At 72.0% G+C, this 16739-nt stretch carries 14 protein-coding genes; 8 read left to right on the top strand and 6 right to left on the bottom strand.

Translation table 11 applies throughout. From position 1 onward, the window contains the following. Positions 1–87 precede the first annotated feature (87 nt). On the top strand, positions 88–381 hold the full coding sequence (locus ACTWO6_RS23520) for an antibiotic biosynthesis monooxygenase family protein (protein ID WP_446215961.1): 294 nt from the start codon (positions 88–90) through the stop codon (positions 379–381). 136 nt (positions 382–517) lie between these two features. Next, on the top strand, positions 518–1279 hold the full coding sequence (locus ACTWO6_RS23525; RefSeq protein WP_446215962.1) for an SDR family oxidoreductase: 762 nt from the start codon (positions 518–520) through the stop codon (positions 1277–1279). A 48-nt stretch (positions 1280–1327) separates the two neighbouring features. Here the strand turns inward: ACTWO6_RS23525 and ACTWO6_RS23530 are convergent, their stop codons facing one another. Then, the gene (locus ACTWO6_RS23530) at positions 1328–2242 is read right to left on the bottom strand and encodes a helix-turn-helix domain-containing protein (protein ID WP_446215963.1); all 915 of its coding nucleotides are present in this window, start codon (positions 2240–2242) and stop codon (positions 1328–1330) included. Between the two features lie 186 nt (positions 2243–2428). Next, positions 2429–3703 carry an RNA-guided endonuclease TnpB family protein gene (locus tag ACTWO6_RS23535; RefSeq protein WP_446215964.1) on the bottom strand — a complete coding sequence of 425 codons (1275 nt, stop codon included), beginning with the start codon at positions 3701–3703 and terminating at the stop codon, positions 2429–2431. Between the two features lie 133 nt (positions 3704–3836). Here ACTWO6_RS23535 and ACTWO6_RS23540 point away from each other — a divergent pair, with 133 nt between their 5' ends. Next, positions 3837–4121 (top strand): transposase, encoded by a 285-nt coding sequence (locus ACTWO6_RS23540; RefSeq protein WP_446215965.1) that lies wholly within the window; start codon positions 3837–3839, stop codon positions 4119–4121. On the opposite strand, the gene uvrB is transcribed toward ACTWO6_RS23540, so the two are convergent. Next, complete coding sequence (uvrB, locus tag ACTWO6_RS23545) at positions 4078–6186, bottom strand: excinuclease ABC subunit UvrB (RefSeq protein WP_446215966.1); 2109 nt, start codon at positions 6184–6186, stop codon at positions 4078–4080. The two genes, ACTWO6_RS23540 and uvrB, sit on opposite strands and share 44 nt — an antisense overlap. A gap of 298 nt (positions 6187–6484) precedes the next feature. Between uvrB and ACTWO6_RS23550 the strand changes: the two genes are divergently transcribed. Further along, the gene (locus tag ACTWO6_RS23550) at positions 6485–8035 is read left to right on the top strand and encodes a hypothetical protein (protein ID WP_446215967.1); all 1551 of its coding nucleotides are present in this window, start codon (positions 6485–6487) and stop codon (positions 8033–8035) included. 81 nt (positions 8036–8116) lie between these two features. On the opposite strand, the gene coaE is transcribed toward ACTWO6_RS23550, so the two are convergent. Both coaE and rpsA read right to left on the bottom strand, forming a co-directional pair. After that, positions 8117–9298: a dephospho-CoA kinase gene (coaE, locus tag ACTWO6_RS23555; RefSeq protein ID WP_446215968.1), complete on the bottom strand. Its 1182-nt coding sequence runs from the start codon at positions 9296–9298 to the stop codon at positions 8117–8119. Between the two features lie 135 nt (positions 9299–9433). Then, a complete protein-coding gene (gene rpsA / locus ACTWO6_RS23560) occupies positions 9434–10927 on the bottom strand; it encodes a 30S ribosomal protein S1 (protein WP_446215969.1) in 1494 nt (497 codons plus the stop codon). Between the two features lie 365 nt (positions 10928–11292). Between rpsA and ACTWO6_RS23565 the strand changes: the two genes are divergently transcribed. From ACTWO6_RS23565 to ACTWO6_RS23580, 4 genes are all read left to right on the top strand, one after another. After that, a complete protein-coding gene (locus tag ACTWO6_RS23565; RefSeq protein ID WP_446215970.1) occupies positions 11293–12099 on the top strand; it encodes a class I SAM-dependent methyltransferase in 807 nt (268 codons plus the stop codon). A 47-nt stretch (positions 12100–12146) separates the two neighbouring features. Beyond that, complete coding sequence (locus ACTWO6_RS23570; RefSeq protein ID WP_446215971.1) at positions 12147–12365, top strand: DUF2945 domain-containing protein; 219 nt, start codon at positions 12147–12149, stop codon at positions 12363–12365. Then, positions 12352–12699: a DUF3140 domain-containing protein gene (locus ACTWO6_RS23575; protein WP_446215972.1), complete on the top strand. Its 348-nt coding sequence runs from the start codon at positions 12352–12354 to the stop codon at positions 12697–12699. The genes ACTWO6_RS23570 and ACTWO6_RS23575 overlap by 14 nt, the downstream gene beginning before the upstream one ends. 249 nt (positions 12700–12948) lie before the next feature. Continuing rightward, positions 12949–13857, top strand: a complete 909-nt coding sequence (locus ACTWO6_RS23580; RefSeq protein ID WP_446215973.1) for an aldo/keto reductase — start codon at positions 12949–12951, stop codon at positions 13855–13857. A gap of 109 nt (positions 13858–13966) precedes the next feature. Here ACTWO6_RS23580 and polA read toward each other — a convergent pair whose 3' ends face one another. Further along, positions 13967–16666, bottom strand: coding sequence for a DNA polymerase I (gene polA, locus ACTWO6_RS23585; protein ID WP_446215974.1), 2700 nt, complete (start codon positions 16664–16666; stop codon positions 13967–13969). Between the last annotated feature and the right edge of the window lie 73 nt (positions 16667–16739).

Raw genomic sequence — 16739 nt, forward strand, 5'->3', positions numbered from 1 at the left:
TTTCCGAGCGCTCACCCTAGAGCTCCGGACCGGACCGGGAAAGACCCCTGCCCCGTGGCCGCCAGGGCGGCGTGCGAGGCTTCGGTCATGGTTCTTGAGGTCGCGCTGATCGACGTAACCCCCGGGCACGAGGACGCCTTCGCCGCCGCGTACGCGCAGGCGTACCCGATCATCACCAGCACGGAGGGCTGCCGCTCGGTCCGGATGACCCGGGGCGTCGAGTCCCCCTCCCGGTTCGTGCTGCTGGTGGAGTGGGACTCGGTCGAGGCGCACGACGTCAACTTCCGGCAGAGCGAGAAGTTCCCGCAGTGGCGCGCCCTGATCGGCCCGCACTTCGCCGGCCCGCCGCTGGTCGAGCACTTCGTCGACGTGCCGTCCTGAACTGTCGTATCCCCCGGTTAGCGTGCGTGCGACGCGCCGGCCGCCGGTCCCGACGGGCATCGGGGGCGCCGGGCCCGGTGGCCGCGCGCCGACAACTGCCTTGCGGGATGCGGTCGCACCCGGTTGGCTGTCGATCATGACGGAACGGGTCGCCCTGGTCACCGGCGTGAGCCGGCGGATCGGCATCGGCGCGGCGGTCGCCCGCGCGCTCGCCGCGGACGGCTGGCGGCTGCTGCTGACCGGCCTGCCCGGGTACGACGACTCCCAGCCCTACGGCGGCGACCCGGACGGCGTGCCGGCGCTCCTCGCCGAGCTGGGCAACGACACCCAGCATCGCCCCGCCGACCTGCTCGACCCGCCGGTGCCGGCGGAGCTGGTCGCCGAGGCGGTCCGCCGGCACGGCCGCCTCGACGCGGTGGTGGCGGTGCACGCCTACTCCACCCACACCCCGCTGGGCGCGCTCGACGCCGCCGAGATCGACCGGCACCTGCTGGTCAACGTCCGGGCGACGCTGCTGCTCGCGGAGGCGTTCGCCGCCGCCCACCCGGCCGGGCACGGCGGGCGGCTGGTGCTCTTCTCCAGCGGCCAGCGGCTCGGCCCGATGCCCGGCGAGCTGGCGTACGCGGCGAGCAAGGCCGCCGTGGAGAACCTCACGCTCCAGCTCGCCCCGCTGCTGATGCCCAACGGCATCACGGTCAACTGCGTCAACCCCGGCCCGACCGACACCGGCTACGCCGACCCGGAGCGACTGGCCACGGTGGCCCGGCACTTCCCGGCCGGCCGCTGGGGCACCCCGGAGGATGCCGCCCGACTGGTCCGTTTCCTCTGCTCCGCCGACGCCGACTGGATCACCGGCCAGGTGATCGACTCCGAGGGCGGCTTCCAGCGCCACCGGTGAACCGGCACGGCACGGCCTCGCGGACCGCCGTCCACCTGGCGGGCCCGCTCAGCGGGTGTCCGGGACCGGGACGTCCGGCGCGGCGCGGGGGCGCGGCACCGCTGTCTGCTCGGCCCGCCGGGTCAGCACCGCCGCCGTCTCCTCGGCCGACAGCGCGACCGCGAGCAACCACTCGACCAGCCGCTCGTACCGGGCCACGTCGGGCTCGGTGACCAGGCGGAGATCGGTGGTGAGCGTCTCCACCAGCACCGTCCGGGGATCGGCCGGGTCGGGGAACGCGTAGTGCGAGAACCCCGTCAACGGCTCGACGCCGCCGTGCGGCGCCGCGTCCCGCGCCACCAGCCGGATGGTGACGTTCGGCCGGTCGGCGAGGGTCACCAGCTGGCGGAGCTGCTCCCGCCAGACCTCGACCGGCGTGCCGCCCCGATCGCAGGCCCGCTCGTCGAGCAGCGCGGTGTACTCGGGTGGGTCCGCCCGGCGCAGCACCTCCTGCCGCGCGAGCCGGGCCCGCAGGTCGGCCTCGACGTCCACCTCGTCGTCGGGCAGCGCGCCGGCAATCACCCGCAGGCGGGCGTACGCCGGGGTCTGGAGCAGCCCGGGCAGCACGGCGGGCTGGTACTCGACGAGGCGGGCGACGCCCGCCTCCAGCTCCGCGTACGCCCGCTGCCGCTCCCCCATCTCGCCCAGCGCCTTCGACCAGCCGCGGCCGGTCGCCGCGTCCCGGGCAATGACGATGAGCGCCTCCCGCTGGCCCGGCGGCACCGCGTAGACGTCGAGCAGGTCGAGCACGTCGGCCAGATCCGGCCGGCTCTGGCCCAGCTCGATGCGGGACAACTTGGACGTGGACGCCCAGCCGAGCCGGCCGCAGACCTGCTCCAGAGTGAGCGACTCCCGGTGGCGTAGCCGGCGCAGCTCGGCGCCGAGCCGCACCCGCCGGATGACAGGACTTGCTGACAACGGCATCCCAGCCTCCCACCGAGGGAGAGTACGCACGGCCATCACTCAGGGCAATACCTCGCTCGCACAGTGCGACCGACCGTCGGGACGATTCGCATGCACCCGTGCCACCCCGCGCTCAGACGGGACTGGGCAGATTTGACACGAGCAGTCCGGCCGCGGTTTCCCTGGCGAACTCGCGGAACTCCACGATCAGTCAGGTGGGACTGGTCGTATTGACGCTCTCTCCGTCGTAAAGGATGGAGATTCCCTCCGCGCTGCGCCTGGAACAGGCGCTGCGCCCGGGCGGATTCCTGCTTCTCGGCACGGTGCCGGCACGGGTGCCGGTCTTACTCGCGCTCCACAGGCGTTTAGGCTCTCGGCGCGTCCCGCCGCGAGCACATTTCTGGCCGCGTTGATGTCCCGGTCGTGGGCGGCCCCGCAGGGGCAGGTCCACGAACGGATGTTCAGCGGCTTGGGTCCGTCGATCCGGCCGCACACCGAGCACCTCTGTGAGGTGGGCGCGAACCGGTCGATGCGGGCGAACGTTCTCCCGTATCGGGCGGCTTTGTATTCCAGCATGTGCACGAACTGTGACCAGCCGGCATCGTAGACGGATTTGGCCAGCCGGGTCCGGGCGAGACCAGTCACGCACAGGTCCTCGACGTACACCGCTTGGCTGTCGCGGATGATCCGTGTCGAGAGCTTGTGCTGCCAGTCCCGCCGGCTGTCGGCCACCCGGGAGTGCGCCTTGGCGACCTTGACGACGGCCTTCTTGCGATTTGCGCTGCCCCGCTGCTTGCGGGACAGGTCCTGCTGCAACCGCCTGAGCTTGCCGGCGGCGTGGCGCAGGAACTTCGGCGCCGCGATTTTGGTGCCGTCGGACAGGACAGCGAAATGGGTCAGACCCAGGTCGATACCCACCTCAACGTCGACCGGCGGCAGCGGCTTGTCGGTGGTGGTCACGACGAACGAGGCGAAGTACCGCCCGACAGCGTCCCGCATGATCGTGACCGAGCGGGGTTCGGCCGGCAGCGCCCTGCACCACCGCACCGCCACGTCGCCGATCTTCGGCAATCTCAGCCGCCCGTTGTCCAGCAGCCGGAAGCGGGAGTTCTTCGTGAAGCGGATGGCCTGCCGGTTGTCCTTGCGCGAACGGAGCTTCGGCGGGGCGACCGTGCGGCCGTTGCGCTTGCCGGTCAGCGAGTTGAAGAAATTCCTGTACGCGGCATTCAGGTCCGCGAGGGCCTGCTGGAGCACGACGGTGGACACCTCGGAAAGCCACGCCCGTTCAGGCGTCTGCTTGGCCTGGGTGATCACCCGTTTTGACAGTTCGCCGTCCGACAGGTACCGCTCGCCGTTGTCCCGGGCCGCCTGCCGTGCGCGCAGCCCGTCGTTGAACACCACTCGCGCGCAGCCGAACGCCCGCGCCAGCGCTTGCTGCTGGCCCGGCGTCGGATAGACCCGATAGTTGTACCGAAGCTGCACATCGGACAGTCTTCCATCGCCCTACGACACAACGAACGGGCTGCATGTCGGTCGATATTGCGCTTCCTGCATGCCCACTTGGTTCCGCGACAAGTCCCGGCACCAACCGTTCGCCGCCCCACAGGTGAACCGAATGGAGGCGATCATGCGGGCGGTGTGCGCGAACTTCGACTGCAAGCTGACCGAGTTCAACGGCGAGGACAGCAACGTCTACGTGCTGGTGAACTTCCCGCCCACGGTCGCCCTGTCGAAGCTGGTCAACTCCCTCAACAATCCTCCCGCCGACTGCGGCAGAAGTTCCCCGGCCTCGTGCCCCACTACTACCGAACCAATCGGCTCTGACCTCGAACGCGCCCATCCCCGGCCTCCGTCCGTCACTTCACGCCGGCGGCGTCCATCCCTCGCAGCTCCTTCTTGAGGTCGGCGACCTCGTCCCGGATCCGGGCCGCCAGCTCGAACTGCAGCTCCCGCGCGGCGGCCAGCATCTGGTCGTTGAGCTCCTGGATGAGGTTGGCCAGGTCGGCCCGGGCCATCCCCTCCCGCGAGGGGGCGGCGCCGCCGGCCCGACTGCGGCTGCGGGTCTCCTTGACCGGCGCCTTGCCCCGGGAGAGCTGTCGCGCCGCACCGCCGACCCGGCTGTTCTCGGTGTCCTCGGCCTCGCGGTAGATGTCGTCGAGGATGTCGTGGATCTTCTTGCGCAGCGGCTCGGGGCTGATCCCGTGCGCCTCGTTGTGCGCGATCTGCTTGGCCCGCCGGCGGTCGGTCTCGTCGATCGCGCCCGCCATCGACGGGGTGATCTTGTCGGCGTACATGTGCACCTGGCCGCTGACGTTACGCGCGGCGCGGCCGATGGTCTGGATCAGCGACCGGCCACTGCGCAGGAAGCCTTCCTTGTCCGCATCGAGGATCGCGACCAGGGAGACCTCGGGCAGGTCGAGACCCTCCCGCAGCAGGTTGATGCCGACCAGCACGTCGTACTCGCCCTTGCGCAGCTCGCGCAGCAGCTCCACCCGGCGCAGCGTGTCGACCTCCGAGTGCAGGTAACGCACCCGGATGCCGTTCTCCAGCAGGTAGTCCGACAGGTCCTCGGCCATCTTCTTGGTCAGCGTGGTGACCAGCACCCGCTCGTCCCGCTCCGTACGCAGCTTGATCTCGTGCATCAGGTCGTCGATCTGACCCTTGGTGGGCTTGACGATGACCTGCGGGTCGATCAGGCCGGTCGGGCGGATCACCTGCTCGACGAACTCCCCCTGGGCCTGCTCCAGCTCCCACGGGCCGGGGGTGGCGGAGAGGTAGACCATCTGGCCGACCCGCTCCAGGAACTCGTCGAAGCGCAGCGGCCGGTTGTCGGCGGCGCTGGGCAGCCGGAAGCCGTGGTCGATCAGCATCCGCTTGCGGGACGCATCACCCTCGTACATGCCGCCGATCTGGGAGACCGTCTGGTGCGACTCGTCGATGACGGTGAGGAAGTCGTCCGGGAAGTAGTCGAGCAGGCAGTGCGGCGGGCTGCCCGGCAGCCGGCCGTCGATGTGCATGGAGTAGTTCTCGATGCCGGAGCAGAAGCCGACCTGACGCATCATCTCGATGTCGTACGTGGTGCGCATCCGCAGCCGCTGCGCCTCCAGCAGCTTGCCCTGCCGCTCCAGCTCCGCCAGCCGTTCACCCAGCTCGGTCTCGATGTCGGTGATCGCCCGCTCCATCCGCTCCGGCCCGGCCGCGTAGTGGGTGGCCGGGAAGATCAGCAGATGGTCGACCTCGCGAACCACGTCGCCGGTGAGCGGGTTGAGGTAGTAGAGCTTCTCCACCTCGTCGCCGAAGAACTCGATCCGCAGCGCCAGCTCCTCGTACGCCGGGATGATCTCCAGCGTGTCGCCGCGGACCCGGAAGGTGCCCCGGTTGAACGCCATGTCGTTACGGCTGTACTGAATGTCGACCAGCCGGCGCAGCAGCTTGTCCCGCTCGATCTCCTGACCGACCCGGATCCGGACGGCCCGGTCGAGGTACTCCTCCGGGGTGCCGAGACCGTAGATCGCCGACACCGTCGCCACCACGACCACGTCCCGCCGGGTGAGCAGCGACATGGTGGCCTTGTGCCGCAGCCGCTCGACCTCCTCGTTGATCGAGGAGTCCTTCTCGATGTAGGTGTCGGTCTGTGGGATGTACGCCTCGGGCTGGTAGTAGTCGTAGTAGGAGACGAAATACTCCACCGCGTTGTGCGGGAGCAGCTCGCTGAACTCCTTGGCCAGCTGGGCGCAGAGGGTCTTGTTGGGCGCGATCACCAGGGTCGGTCGTTGCAGCCGCTCGACCAGCCACGCCGTGGTGGCGCTCTTGCCGGTGCCGGTCGCGCCGAGGAGCACCGTGTTGCGGTCGCCGCGCCGAACCCGACGCTCAAGATCATCGATGGCAGCCGGCTGGTCACCGGCCGGCTGGAAGTCGCTGACGACCTGGAAGCGGCCGTCGAGCCGGGGAATGTCGAGCGCCATGAACTAAACGGTACGCCGCAGGTCCGACAGTTCCGGGCCGACCACGGAGGGTCCGTGATCGGCTTCGATATTCCCATTGTGTGCCACATCTCACCGAGCTAGGCTCTCGACGTAGGCCGCTCGCGGCGGCCGACCGGGCCGGTGGCCCCCCTCAGGGGACGGCCGCCCCCGGCACCGAGGGTCGCAGCACCCGGACATCACCGGCGTGCGCATCCGACGTGGTCGCGCTGGAGGCGCTGACCGGCCGCCGCGAGCGCCCCTGCTCGTCACCCGATTCCCGCAGCCGCGTTATCCACTTGTGGAGACGTCTCCCGGGCGGCCCCCCCGCCCCACCCCCGCACCCGCCGCCGGCCGCCCCGGCCGGCGCCGGCGGATCCCCGCACCGCCCACCGGGTCGGCCGCACCGCCCACCGGCACCGCCCGGGCCGACCACGGAACCGACCCCGACCCCCGGACCGAGCCGGACGGCGCGGGGGACCCGCCCGGGCGCCCGGGCCGGCGCCGGAGCATCCTGCTCGCGCTCGGGGTGGTGGCGACGGCCTCCGCCGCGGCGCTGGTCGCCGGGCTGGCGAGCTGGGACGCCCCCGAGCCGGCCGACCCGGCCCGCCCGTTGACCGCGGCCGAGGCGGAGCGGCTGGCGGCGATGCGGGTCACCGCCTACCGGGACGTCCGCTCCGGGGTGCGCGTCACCGTCGGCGCCGGGGCGGCCCGGACCGAACTGGTCGGCTGGGTCGACTGGGCCCGGCCGCTGCTCTACCTCGACGTCGGCGGCCCGGGCGCCGGCCCGGACCGGGGGCTGGTCCAGGCCACCCCGACGGCGCTGGTGGCCCGGCCGGACCCGACCGCGGCGGCCACCCCCTCCCCACCACTGCTGCCCCCGACCGACCGCTGGCAGCTGCGCGAACCTCCCCCCGGCCGCGGCCTGACCGCCGTGCGCGACCTGCTCCTCGCCCTCGGCCGGGACCGACCCGACGCGGTCGCCGCCGAGGCGCGCTGGCTGGGCCGGGAGTCCACCGCCGGCACCCCGGTGGACCTGCTCCAGGCACCGCTCACCGCCGGCCCGGCCGCCGTGTCCCCGGCGACCCCGGCACCGGTCCGGCAGTTCCGGCTCTGGCTCGACCAGGACGGCCGGCTGCACCGGCTCACGGGCCGGCTGCCCGACGACACACCGGTCACCGTGGAGCTGGAACGCAGCGACCGGCCGACGCTGCGACCGGTCGACGCCCTGGGCGGCCGGCCCGGTCTGCCGCGGGCGCTCAGCGACGTCGAGGCGGACCGGTTGACCCGGCTGCCGACCCGGCTGCGGGCCGCCGGCGGCGCCGCGCTGACCGGGACCGCGCCGCTCGACCCGACCGCGAACCTGCGCGCCGCCGGCTGGCTGGACTGGGCGGGCTCCGCCGCGTACCTCGCGGTGAGCGAGGCCGGCACGCCCGGACGCCGGACGCTGCTGCGCCACCGGGCGGGCCGGGTCGCCCGGGTGCAGGTACCGACGGACGGCGGCACGGCGGAGCTGCCGGCCCGACCGCCGCTGCCGCCGCCGGCCGGCGTCTCCTGGCCCCGCCCCACGCGCGCGACCGACGACCTGGACCGGCTGGTCGGCGCCGCACTGCGGGCGGCTGGCCCGCCGGTCGACGCCCGCTCAGCGGTCCGGCTACGCGGCGACCGGCTGGCCGGGCGCACCGTCGACGTGATCGAGCTGCGGGGCCAACTTCGCTACTGGATCGACCGGGCCGGGCTGCTGCGCCGGGTGGAGCTGCGGACCGGGCGCGGCGTGTGGGCGCAGCTCGACCTCACCCCGGGGCGGGTCCCGGCGCTGCCCACGACCACGCCTCCGCCCGCAGGACGGTGAAGCCCTGCTGAGCCGGTCGAGCCGCCCCGACCGGAACGAGAACCCGACGAAGCCGGCCGGCGGCCGGTCAGGGTCGGGCCGTCAGGGCCGCCAGCCGGTCCGCTCGGCCCACTCCTCGGCCCGGAGGTGCTCCTCGTCGAACCAGGGGTCCTTCAGCGTGCCGTAGGTCGCGCCGTCCGGGGCCGAGGCCACCAGCTCCCGCTTGAGTTGCAGGTAGGCGGCCCGCTGGTCCGGGTCGGCGCGCAGGTGGTCGCGCATCAACAGGGCGTACCGCCAGCCCGGGGAGCCGGTCACCCGCAGGTGCAGGTGCACCGGACGGCCGGGGTCCGCGCTGCCGTGCAGCCGCTTCTCCCACCGTCCGCTGCCGGCCGGACGAGGGTTGTCCCACCACTCGCCGGGCAGCCGGGGAAAGCCGGCGTCGGCGAGCCGCTCGGCGAGCGGCCCGTCGGCCTCGGCCAGCGACGGCACGCCGAGCTGGATGTCGATGACGTCCTTCGCGGCGAGCCCGGGGACGGCGGTCGAGCCGATGTGCTCGATGCGCAGGTCGGCGGGGGCGAGCGCGTGCCGGATCCGGGCGGCCAGCCGGGCGTACTGCTCGGGCCAGGTCGGGTCGGGCTCGGTGAGCACCGCCTGCTCCGGCCGGACCGCCCGCCGCGCCCGCAGGTTCTCCTCGTAGGGGACCAGCCGGTCGCGCCACAGCCCGTCCACCGCCGCGTGCAGCTCCGCCAGGTCTCCGTCGTTGCTCAGCACCACGTCGGCCGCCGCGCGCCGGCGGGCGTCGTCGGCCTGCGCGGCGATCCGCCGCTCGGCCTCCGCGGGGTCCATGCGGCGATCGCGGGTCAACCGCTCCAGCCGGGTGGCCACCGCCGTCTGCACGACCACCACCAGGTGGTACGTCGGCGTGAGCCCCACCTCCACCAGCAGCGGTACGTCGTTGACCACGACGGCGTGCGACGGCGCCGCGGCGACCAACTCGGCGGTACGCGCCCGCACCCGGGGGTGGGTGATCGCCTCCAGCCGGCGGCGGGCCGACTCGTCGGCGAAGACGACCGCGCCCAGCGCCGCCCGGTCCAGCGCGCCGTGCGCGTCGAGCACCCGGTCGGAGAAGGTCGCGACGATCTCGGCCAGCCCGGCGCTGCCCGGGGCGACCACCTCACGGGCGACCTGGTCGGCGTCGATCACCACCGCGCCGAGCGCGGCCAGCCGGGCCGCCACGGCGCTCTTGCCGGACCCGATCCCACCGGTCAGTCCCACCATCAGCACCGGACCAGTCAACCCGATCACCCGTCCGCTGCCAAACGGGGCCGGCACCGGACGACGCCGGACATGGCGAGGGCCCCGCCCCCGGCGACCCGGTGGAACCGGATCGCGGGGGCGGGGCCCGTCGTCGTCAGCGGGTCACTTGCCGCCGGCGAGCTTCTCCCGCAGAGCGGCGAGCGCCTCGTCGGTGGCCAGGGTGCCAGCCGGCTCCTCGGCCTGCCGGCTCGGAGCCGTGGTGGTCGTGGTGGTGGTGCCACCGGCGGGCACGGCCGGAGCCGGGTTCGCAGCGGCCTCGGCGTCGGCGGCGCGGGAGGTCTGCACCTGCTTGGTGTGGGCCTCCCAGCGCTGACGCGCCTCGGCGTACTGGTTCTCCCAGGTCTCGCGCTGCTTGTCGTACCCCTCGAGCCACTCGCCCGTCTCCGGGTCGAAGCCCTCCGGGTAGATGTAGTTGCCCTCGGCGTCGTAGGTCGCGGCCATGCCGTAGAGGGTCGGGTCGAAGTGCTCCTCGCCCTCGACGAAGCCCTCGTTGGCCTGCTTCAGCGACAGCGAGATCCGGCGGCGCTCCAGGTCGATGTCGATGACCTTGACCATGACCTCGGAGCCGACCTGGACGACCTGCTCCGGGATCTCCACGTGGCGCTCGGCCAGCTCGGAGATGTGGACCAGGCCCTCGATGCCGTCGTCCACCCGGACGAAGGCGCCGAACGGCACCAGCTTCGTGACCTTACCCGGCACGATCTGCTGGATCGCGTGGGTGCGGGCGAACTGCCGCCACGGGTCCTCCTGGGTCGCCTTCAGCGACAGCGAGACCCGCTCGCGGTCCAGGTCGACGTCCAGGACCTCGACCTCGACCTCCTGGCCGACCTCGACGACCTCGGACGGGTGGTCGATGTGCTTCCAGGACAGCTCGGAGACGTGCACCAGGCCGTCCACGCCGCCCAGGTCGACGAACGCGCCGAAGTTGACGATCGAGGAGACGACGCCCTTGCGGACCTGCCCCTTCTGGAGCTTGTTGAGGAACTCGGTGCGCACCTCGGACTGCGTCTGCTCCAGCCAGGCCCGGCGGGACAGGACCACGTTGTTGCGGTTCTTGTCCAGCTCGATGATCTTGGCCTCGAGCTCGCGGCCGACGTACGGCTGCAGGTCACGCACCCGCCGCATCTCGACGAGCGAGGCGGGCAGGAAGCCGCGCAGCCCGATGTCGAGGATGAGACCACCCTTGACGACCTCGATGACCGAGCCGCGGACGACACCGTCCTCGTCCTTGATCTTCTCGATCGTGCCCCAGGCCCGCTCGTACTGCGCCCGCTTCTTGGAGAGGATCAGACGACCCTCCTTGTCCTCCTTCTGGAGGACCAGGGCCTCGATGTGGTCACCGACCGAGACGACCTCGGCGGGATCCACATCGTGCTTGATCGACAACTCCCGAGAGGGGATGACACCCTCGGTCTTGTAGCCGATGTCGAGCAGGACCTCGTCCCGATCGACCTTGACGACGGTGCCTTCGACAATGTCGCCGTCGTTGAAGTACTTGATGGTCTCGTCGATCGCGGCGAGGAATGCCTCCTCGGAACCGAGATCGTCGTGGGTGACCCGGGTGGCGCTCGAGGGGGCCTCGATGCTGCTCGTCATGTGGGCGGTTGCTCCGGTCGGATGGGTTGTCACAGCAGGCGTGGTGTCGCGGTGACCTTTTCGCGCCAGCGGATTCGCCGCCGGGCACACCGAACGATCGCCAAGTGAAGATCATTAGTGGCTCCGGTGACCGCGCACCTGCTCCCTGCCGAGGCACACGATCCGCGAGCGCATCGTCTAGCCTACCCGCTGTATTACCACAGCGTGCAAGCCCTCCCGTCTCCTCGCGACCTCGTCAGCTGCGAAAGCGGAGATTTCGAACGTAAGGTGCCACAGCTGTCTCGTCCGTCACATCCGCACCACCCGCCCCACCGCTCGGTGCGGCCGATGGGCCGGGAACGGGGGGCGGGGCCTAGCGTGACCGGGTGGATGACGACAGGGTGACCCGACGCCGGGTCGGCGACGCCGAGGTATGCCGGGCCAACCGGGGCTGGTGGGACACCGACGCCGACGAGTATCAGGCGGAGCATGGCGCGTTCCTGGGCGACGTGGACTTCGTCTGGTGCCCCGAGGGGCTGCGCGAGGCCGACGCCCGACTGCTCGGCGACCTCGCGGGCCGCCGGGTGCTGGAGCTCGGCAGCGGCGCCGCGGCGGCCGCCCGGTGGCTGGCGACCCAGGGCGCCCGGCCGGTTGCCCTGGACCTCTCCGCCGGCATGCTGCGGCACGCCGCGCTCGCCGCCGCCAGCACCGGCGTACGCGTGCCGCTGGTGCAGGCCGACGCCCTCGCCCTGCCCTTCGCCGACGCGGCGTTCGACACCGCCTGCACGGCGTTCGGCGCGATCCCGTTCGTCGACGACTCGGCCGCGGTGATGCGGGAGGTGTTCCGGGTGCTGCGCCCCGGCGGCCGCTGGGTCTTCTCGGTGACCCACCCGATGCGCTGGATCTTCCTCGACGACCCCGGCGAGGGCGGGCTGACCGCGGTGCACTCGTACTTCGACCGCTCCCCCTACGTCGAGCAGGACGAGCGCGGGGTGGCCGCCTACGTCGAGCAGCACCGCACCCTCGGGGACCGGATCCGGGAGATCGTCGGGGCCGGGTTCCGCTTCCTGGACCTGGTGGAGCCGGAGTGGCCCGAGGGGCACGAGGGGATCTGGGGGCAGTGGAGCCCGCTGCGCGGCCGTCTCTTCCCCGGCACCGCCATCTTCGTCGCCGAGAAGCCCGCCGAGGGGTAGTCCGTTCAACGGTCGTTTTCGGCCCTGCCCTCCGGGTACCCGAGGGCATGGCCGAGAAGGAGTTCCACCCGGGCGACCACGTCTCCTGGGCCAGCCACAGCGGCCGGGCGCACGGCGTGGTCAAGGAGAAGCTCATCGACCGGACGCACATCCGCGGGCACCCCGTGAACGCGTCGGAGGATGACCCGCAGTACCGGATCCGCAACGACGACTCGGGCCGGGACGTCGCCCACCGACCGCAGGCGCTGCGCCATGAGCCGAAATGATGGCGGCCGGGACACCTATCGCGAGTTCACCGACGCGGTGAACATGAAGCCCGGCGAGCTGTCGACGTGGCTGGAGACCGACGAGTCCAAGCACGTCGGCTGGCGGAAGAAGGGCACCAAGGGCGGCGAGTCGGTCGGCCACGAATCCGGCCGAAAGATCATCGACCTGCTGCGCCGCAGGCGTGCGGACCTCGACGCCGCCGACTACAAGCACATGCGCAAGGTCATCGGGTACGTGCACCGGCACATGGCACAGCGCCCCTCCGGCGACATCCGGCACACCAGGTGGCGCTGGTCGCTGATGAACTGGGGCCACGACCCGCTGAAGGGCTGAGCGGTGCCGGCCGGCTCACCCCGGCGCGGACGGCGGGGTCGGAGACCGCCGGCGGCCGATCGGCCCTGCCCGCTCCGGCGGTGCGAGGGTGGCGGCGCCCGCTCCCGCTGCGGCGTAGAGCGCGTCGCGGGCGGCCCGATACGCGCCCGGGTTGAAGGCCAGGAGCCCTCCACGAGCACGTGGAGGCTTCCTCCGGTAAGCCAGAGGATCGCTCCGCCTTATCGGATCTTGAGCTGAATCGAGATGGCCATGCCACGTCAACCCACGCCCTCCCTGCCCACGATCACGGTCGGCGCCGATCTCCAGGTCGGCCGCGTCGGCTTCGGCGCGATGCAGCTCACCGGAGAGCAGGTCTGGGGTCCGTATCCCGACCACGACGGTGGAGTGGCGCTGCTCCGCGCGCTCGTCGACGAGGGAGTGACCTTCATCGACACCGCCGACGTCTACGGCCCGCACACGAACGAACTCCTCATCCGCGAGGCACTGCACCCCTACCCGCAGGGCCTGGTCATCGCGAGCAAGGGCGGCTTCGTCCGGGGCGGATTCGACTACTCCACCCTCGGCTGGGTGGGCAACCCGAAGTACCTCCGCCAGTCGGCGATGATGAGCCTGCAGCGCCTCGGCCTGGAACGGTTCGACCTCTACTACCTGCACAGCGGCTACGCCACTGACGCTCCCTTCGAGGAGCAGATCGGCGAGCTGAAGAAGATGCAGGAAGAGGGGTACCTCAAGCACATCGGCCTGTCCAACCTGACCGCCGCCCAGTTCGAGGTCGCCCGGTCGATCGCCGACATCGCCGCGGTGACGGCCCTGTACAACATCGGCAACCGCACCGGCGCGGACCTTCTCGCGGCCGCGGAGCAGTCCGGCGCGGTGTTCTCACCCTGGCATCCCGTCAGCCTCCGCGACGGCGAGGACAACGCCGACCAGATCGCCGACGCCCTCGCCCCGCTCGCGGCCAGGTACGAGGCGACGCCCCAGCAGATCGCACTGGCCTGGCTACTGCACCGGTCCCCCGCGATGCTGCCCATCCCGGGCACGACAAGCCTCACCCACCTGCGGGAGAACATCGCCGCCGCACACATCCGGCTGACCGACGCCGAGGTCGCCGAGCTGACCGCCCTCGTGCCCGAGAACACCGCCCGGACCACCCGGTAGCCACCGACGCCGTGGGCCTGGACGAGCAGCCTCGACGCGCGGCGCGGGCGAAGGTTTGACCGGGTCGCCCCGTCCCCACCCGGGGCGCCCGGACGGGGACGACGGCCGGTCAGTGGTCGGCGCTGTTCCAGTCGCGGCCCTCGCCGACGGAGACCTCCAGCGGCACCGACAGCGGGTACGCCTCGCCCATCTCCTTGCGCACCAGCGCCTCCAGGGCCTCCCGCTCACCCGGGGCGACCTCGACGACCAGCTCGTCGTGCACCTGGAGCAGCATCCGGGAGCGCAGCCCGGCGTCGCGCAGCGCGCTGTCGACGTGCAGCATGGCGACCTTCATGATGTCGGCCGCGGAGCCCTGGATCGGGGCGTTGAGCGCCATCCGCTCGGCGATCTCCCGGCGCTGCCGGTTGTCGCTGACCAGGTCGGGCAGGTACCGGCGGCGGCCGAGGATGGTGGAGGTGTAGCCGTCCTGGCGGGCCCGGGCGACCACCTCCTGCAGGTAGTCGCGGACGCCGCCGAAGCCGGCGAAGTAGTTCTCCATCAGCCCGCGCGCCTCCTCGGCGCTGATCCCGAGCTGCTGGGACAGGCCGAACGCGCTCAGCCCGTACGCCAGGCCGTAGTTCATCGCCTTGATCTTGCGCCGCTGGTCGGGGGTGACCGCGCCGACCTCGACCGAGAAGACCGACGAGGCGGTGGCCGCGTGGAAGTCGTGGCCCGAGTTGAACGCCTCGATCAGCGCGTCGTCCGACGACAGGTGCGCCATGATCCGCATCTCGATCTGGCTGTAGTCGGCGGTGAGCAGGCATTCGTAGCCCTCCCCCACCACGAAGGCGCGGCGGATCCGCCGGCCCTCCTCGGTGCGGATGGGGATGTTCTGCAGGTTGGGCTCGGTGGAGGAGAGCCGGCCGGTGGCCGCCACCGTCTGGTTGAAGGTGGTGTGGATCCGGCCGTCGTCGGAGACCGACTTGAGCAGCCCGTCGACGGTCGACTTGAGCTTGGCCACGTCCCGGTGGCGCAGCAGGTGCGCCAGCACCGGGTGCGGCTGCTGCGCGTAGAGCCACTGCAGGGCGTCGGCGTCGGTGGTGTAGCCGGTCTTGATCTTCTTGGTCTTCGGCAGGCCCAGCTCGTTGAAGAGGATCTCCTGGAGCTGCTTGGGCGAGCCGAGGTTGAACTCCCGCCCGACCGCCGCGTACGCGCCCTGCGCGGCGGCCTTCACCTCGGCGGCGAAGTGCGCCTCCAGCTCCGACAGGTAGTGCGTGTCGGCGGCGATGCCGGTGCGCTCCATCGCGGCGAGCACCCGCATCAGCGGCAGCTCCACCCCGGCCATCAGCCGGAGGGACTGCTCGCCGTCGCGGGACAGCTCGGCGTCGATCGCGTCGGCCAGGTCGAGGGTGGCCCGGGCCTGGAGCATGAGGTTCTGCTCGGCCGCGCCGTCGTTGCCCAGCCCCTCCAGGGTGAGCTGGCCGGTCTCCGGCGCGTCGACCCGCAGCTCCCGGTGCAGGTAGCGCAGCGCCAGGTCGGTGAGGTCGTAGGAGCGTTGGTCGGGGCGGGCCAGGTAGGCGGCGATCTGGGTGTCCCGGGCGATGCCGGCCAGCTCCCAGCCGTGCGCGGCGAAGGCGAGCACCGCCGGCTTGCTGTCGTGCAGCACCTTGGGGCGGTCGCCGTCGGCCAGCCAGGCGGCGAGGGCCGACTCGTCGGCCGGCTCGTGGGTGGCCGGGTCGAACCAGGCGGCCGCGCCGGCGGCGGTGGCCAGGGCCATTCCGGTCACCGAGGCGGTGTGCCGCCGGTTGGGGCCGGTGTCGAGCTTGACCGCCAGCCCGACGGGGGCGCCGACCGGGGCGTGCGTCTCCAGCCAGCCGGCCAGGGCGCCGGGCTCGGTGAGCACCTCCCCGGTCAGGTCGAAGCCGGCCTCGGCCTCCGGCTCCACGGCCTCCAGGTACTGGTAGAGCCGGTCGCGCAGGATGCGGAACTGCAGGGTGTCGAAGACCTGGTGCACGGCCTCCCGGTCCCAGCCCTGCCAGCGGGCGTCCTCGGGGCGGACGGGCAGCTCCAGGTCGGAGACCAGGCAGTTGATCTCGTAGTTGCGGATCACGTCGGCGAGCCGCTCGCGCAGGCTGTCGCCGGCCTTGCCCTTGATCTCGTCGGCCCGGGCTATGACGCCCTCCACCCCGCCGTACGTGTTGATCCACTTGGCCGCGGTCTTCGGGCCGACGCCCGGGATGCCGGGGAGGTTGTCGCTGGTCTCGCCGACCAGGGCGGCCAGGTCGCGGTAGCGCTGCGGGCCGACGCCGTACTTCGCCTCGACCGCGGCCGGGTCCATCCGGGCCAGGTCGGAGACGCCCTTGCGCGGGTAGAGCACGGTGACGCTGTCGCCGACGAGCTGGAACGCGTCCCGGTCGCCGCTGGTGATCAGCACCTGCATGCCCTGGTCGCGGGCCTGGCAGGCGAGGGTGGCGATGACGTCGTCCGCCTCGTAGCCCTCCTTCTCCACGACCGGGATGCGCAGCGCGGCGAGGACCTCCTTGACCAGGCTGACCTGGCCCTTGAAGTCGGTCGGGGTCTCGCTGCGGCCGGCCTTGTACTCGGCGTACCGGTCGGTGCGGAAGGAGCGGCGGGAGACGTCGAAGGCGACCACGATGTGGCTGGGCTGCTCGTCGCGGAGCACGTTGATCAGCATCGAGGTGAAGCCGTACACCGCGTTGGTGGGCTGGCCCGTCGTGGTGGAGAAGTTCTCCACCGGCAGGGCGAAGAACGCCCGGTATGCCAGGGAGTGTCCGTCGACGAGGAGCAGGCGCGGCGTCGTAGCTGTCACGGCAGCGACTCTAGTCCGTACGACCGACATCCCTCCGGCCGCGCTACCGCGCCGGCGCCGGAAAACCGGCGCC

It is taken from the genome of Micromonospora sp. IBHARD004 (assembly GCF_052814115.1).